Annotated in this window: 2 protein-coding genes; both read right to left on the minus strand. The window is 68.0% G+C overall.

What is annotated here, in order from left to right:
- Positions 1-158: 158 nt before the first annotated feature.
- Positions 159-2,381: an ABC transporter ATP-binding protein gene (locus QZY48_RS20590; protein WP_295434683.1), complete on the minus strand. Its 2,223-nt coding sequence runs from the start codon at positions 2,379-2,381 to the stop codon at positions 159-161.
- Between the two features lie 596 nt (positions 2,382-2,977).
- The coding region (locus tag QZY48_RS20595; RefSeq protein WP_295434685.1) for an Hpt domain-containing protein at positions 2,978-3,650 on the minus strand (673 nt) is incomplete at its 5' end.

A 3,650-nucleotide genomic window follows, 5' to 3' on the forward strand; every position in this document is an offset into this window, starting at 1 on the left:
AATCGCAATCGCAATCGGAGAAACGATGCAATTTGGCGTGCGAGAGAATCCGGGGCGCTACGATAACCTCGACAACGACAACGACAACGACAACGACAACGACAACGACGCGACAAGCAGTCCCTGACGGACTTATTTAACTTATTGGTGAACCGCTCCTACAGCGTCAAATGCTGCTTCGCCTGCTCCAACTGGGCATGGTAGAGCCGCGCATAGGCCCCCTTCTGCTCCAGGAGCGCCTTGTGGGTCCCCACCTCGATGATGCGCCCGCGCTCCAGGACCACCAGCCGGTCGGCGCGCCGCAGCGTGCTCAGGCGGTGGGCGATGGCGATGGTGGTGCGCCCATGTGTGAGGTTGTCGATAGCGCCCTGGATCTCGCGCTCGGTTTCGGTGTCGACCGAGGAGGTCGCCTCGTCCAGGATCAGGATCTGGGGGTCGGTCAGGAGCGCCCGGGCGATCGAGATGCGCTGGCGCTCGCCGCCGGAGAGTGACTGGCCGCGCTCCCCGACCAGTGAATCATAGCCGTCGGGCAGGCGCAGGATGAACTCATGCGCGCTCGCGGCGCGGGCGGCGGCCATGACCTCTGCCCGGCTGGCGCTCGGGCGGCCATAGGCGATGTTCTCGGCGATGGTGCCGTAGAACAGGAAGGGCTCCTGCAGCACGATCCCGATGTTGCGCCGATAGGCCTCCACCGGGAAGGACCGGATGTCGACCCCGTCGACCAGGATCTGCCCCTCGGCCACATCGAAGAAGCGGCAGATCAGATTCACCAGCGTGGTCTTGCCCGCCCCCGTATGGCCCACCAGCCCGATCATCTCCCCCGGGCGGATGGCCAGCTCGATGTCGTGCAGCACGCGCCGCGGCCCATACTGGAAGGATACGTTGCGGAACGTGATGGCCCCCGTCACCCGGCCCGGCTCCACCGGGTGCAGCGGCTCCGGCACGCTGGGTACCCGGTCGAGGATCTCGAACACCCGGTGGGTGGAGGCGGCCGCCCGCTGCACGGCGCCGACCAGGCGGCTCAGGGTCTCAAGGCGTGCGTAGAAGCGCCCGATGTAGGCGACGAAGGCCGTCAGCACGCCCACGGTCACATGGTCCTGGCCCACCTCCCAGACCCCGAAGGCCCACACCACCAGCAGCCCCAGTTCGGTGAGGAAACTCACGGTAGGCCCGAAGAAGGCCCAGAGCGTGTTGACGCGCATATTGGCGACCACGACGTTCTCATTGGCCTCGTTGAAGCGCTCGATCTCGCGTCGCTCCTGGGTGAAGGCCTTCACCACCCGGATGCCGGGGATGGTGTCGGCCAGCACGCTCACCATGTCCGCCCAGGCACGGCTGCCCCGCTCGAAGCCATGGCGCAGCCGCGCCCGCACCCGCTGTACCAGCCAGGCGATGAGGGGAAAGGGGGCGAGTGTCACGAGGGCCAGGCGGGGGTCGATCGACACCAGGACCACCGACACCATGAGGATGGTCAGTACGTCATTGAGCAGATCGAGCAGGCTCACCGAGAGAAATTGGCAGATCCGGTCAGTGTCGCTGCCGATGCGCGACATCAGGTCCCCGGTGCGCTTGCCGCCGAAGAATTCCAGTGACAGGGCCTGGAGGTGCGCATAGGTCTCGGTGCGCAGATCCGCGCTGATGCGCTCGCTGACCACGGCCATCACATAGGTGCGCCCCCAGCCCAGGAGCCAGGCGAGCAGCGCCGCGCCGCCCAGACCATACAGATAGAGCGCCGCCAGGTGGTAGTCGAGCGGAGCCCCGGTCGCCTGATGCGGGATCAGCACCTTATCCAACAAGGGCATGGTGAGATAGGGCGGGACCAGCCCGGCCGCGGTGCAGGCGAGCATCAGGCTGAAGCCCAGCGCGATCAGACCGGCCCGCGGGCGGGCGAAGCGCGTGAGGCGCCACAGCGAGCGCCCCGGCGGCGGCAGCGGCGGGGCAGCGCAGAAGACGCAGGTCGCCTGGCCGGGGGGGATCGTGGCGCCGCAGGTCGGGCAGATGGTGCCCTGGACTTCGCCCGTCTCCGCGGTGAGACCCTGGCCGCGGCCGATCGCCGCCTGGCAGACCTCGGCGAACTGCGCCGCCGCCGCGGTGCGGGCGCCGGTGTAGTGCCAGACGGCGACCAGCCCCGTCGCCCCCAGGGCCGCCAGGCGCCCGGCGGCGCCGCGGTGGCCGGCGCGCACCGACGTGAGGTCGGCGAGCGGCCAGTAGGTCCAGGCGTCGGGGGTTGCCCCCGCGTCCCGCCCCAGCAGCCGGCGGTCGGTCAGGCACAGTTGCCCGGACCCATAGTGGCGGTGCTCATCCAGGTCCGGCTCGAACCAGGCGAGCGGTATCTCCCCCGGTTCGAGCAGGGTCTGGACCTCGGTGGACCAGCCGGGCACCGCGTTGAACTGGGGGTCTGGGGGTTCGGCTGCGACTGGGGGCTTGGATGTGGCCACTGGACTGCAAGGATTGAGGTGAACGGGTGGGCGCCGGCGAAAGTGCCGGGTAGCGCAATGGTCGCACTTTTGTGGGGGATTGACCAGGACAGACGCCGATTTTGCGTCCGGCGGGCGCCGCGGGGTTCGCCCTCGTCCCCATGCGGCGCGACACTGCCGTCAAGTCAAGCCCCGGTTCCAGTCGGGTCCGGGCTGGGAGCGCCGCACCCCAGTGCGGCGCGATCTCGCGGATAACCGCGGCGGTGCGGCTTGTGCACAGGCCGGGCAGAGGCGGCGCGGTCGGCGAAAGCGCCTTATTGGCAGTGACGCGGCGCCTGGCGACCAGATCAACCTGGCAGCAGCATTCATTTCACGCAAAGACGCAAAGACGCAAAGTTTTTCAACGTGACATCTCTATCGCGCCGCTGACCTGCCGGGTGACGGGACCCTCGCTTGCAAAGTTCTGTATTCCTGGCGCCGGAAGAGCAGGTCGTCCAATTCCACCAAGCGCTATTGTTGGATCAATAAACGGAGGCGAAGCTCGTGGGGATACCTCAGCTTCATCGGTCCAATGCCGCCATTCCCAGAAGCTCCGCCACCTCCGCCAGCGTTATCCTGGCCGCAGCAAAATCCAGCCGGTCAAGCTGCTGCTCCAGGCGAGCCATCGCCTCCGAACACTCTCCGGCGCCCAGCCGCACCCGAAGTTCGGCGAAGCAGTCTTCGGCCTTCATGTCCTGTCGGCGCAGCAATTCGGCCAGTTCGCAGACTTGAGGTTCCAACCGCGAGCGGTCCGGGGGACCGACGTCACCCGGGAGCGGCGGGGCGGGCGGCAAACGCTCCAGTCCGGCAAGCACCGGCGTGATGGCTGCGGCCAGAGTCTCCAGGCAGCGTTCGATCTCGTGGTCCGCTCCCCGCTTCAGCGCCTGCTCCAGCGCCTCGGCACTGGCGGCGACCTGACTCACGGACAGGTTACCCGCCACGCCGCGCAGCGCATGGACCGTCCGGCGCGCTTGCGCGAGGTCGCCTGCCGACAGCGCGGCCTGTATCAGTTCATGTGCTCCTGACCACTCCTGACCAAAGTTCCGCAGCATCTTCAGGAGCAGTTCCCGGTTGCCCGAGAGCCGACGCAGGGCCGCCGGCAGGTCCACCCCGGGCAGCGCAGCGGGGAAATCAGGGACCGAAAGGGTCTCGTTCGGAGGCTCCTGCGCATCGCCGCGGGTGGGAAGCCAGCGG

Origin of the sequence: uncultured Thiodictyon sp., assembly GCF_903828115.1 — a bacterium.
Lineage (GTDB): Bacteria > Pseudomonadota > Gammaproteobacteria > Chromatiales > Chromatiaceae > Thiodictyon.